This window comes from Mammaliicoccus sciuri, from assembly GCF_002901825.1.
Taxonomy (GTDB): Bacteria; Bacillota; Bacilli; order Staphylococcales; family Staphylococcaceae; genus Mammaliicoccus; species Mammaliicoccus sciuri.
The window spans coordinates 868-1246 of the sequence record NZ_PPQD01000034.1 but is presented as its reverse complement, the minus strand read 5'-3'; the positions used below and the strand labels follow the sequence as shown (position 1 = coordinate 1246).

At 49.9% G+C, this 379-nt stretch carries 3 tRNA genes; all 3 read right to left on the bottom strand.

The window, feature by feature from the left end:
• Window positions 1-80: 80 nt before the first annotated feature.
• Window positions 81-173, bottom strand: a tRNA-Ser gene (locus CD035_RS11405).
• Window positions 174-185: 12 nt separating this feature from the next.
• Window positions 186-259: transfer RNA gene (locus CD035_RS11400), tRNA-Ile, on the bottom strand.
• Window positions 260-295: 36 nt separating this feature from the next.
• Window positions 296-369, bottom strand: a tRNA-Met gene (locus CD035_RS11395).
• Window positions 370-379: the final 10 nt, after the last annotated feature.

Genomic DNA, 379 nt, shown 5'->3' with positions numbered 1-379 from the left:
CCACCGACCTTCGGGTTATGAGCCCGACGAGCTACCGAACTGCTCCATCCCGCGATAATAATATTAAGTTACAAATATAATGGCGGAGGAAGAGGGATTCGAACCCCCGCGAGCCGTTAAGCCCCTGTCGGTTTTCAAGACCGATCCCTTCAGCCGGACTTGGGTATTCCTCCAATATATAAGTATGGACCTTGCAGGACTCGAACCTGCGACCCAACGGTTATGAGCCGTTTGCTCTGACCAACTGAGCTAAAGGTCCAAAATTTAAAATATGTATTCATATTGAAAATTTTAATGGCGGCGGAGGGGATCGAACCCCCGACCTCACGGGTATGAACCGTACGCTCTAGCCAGCTGAGCTACGCCGCCATAATGATAT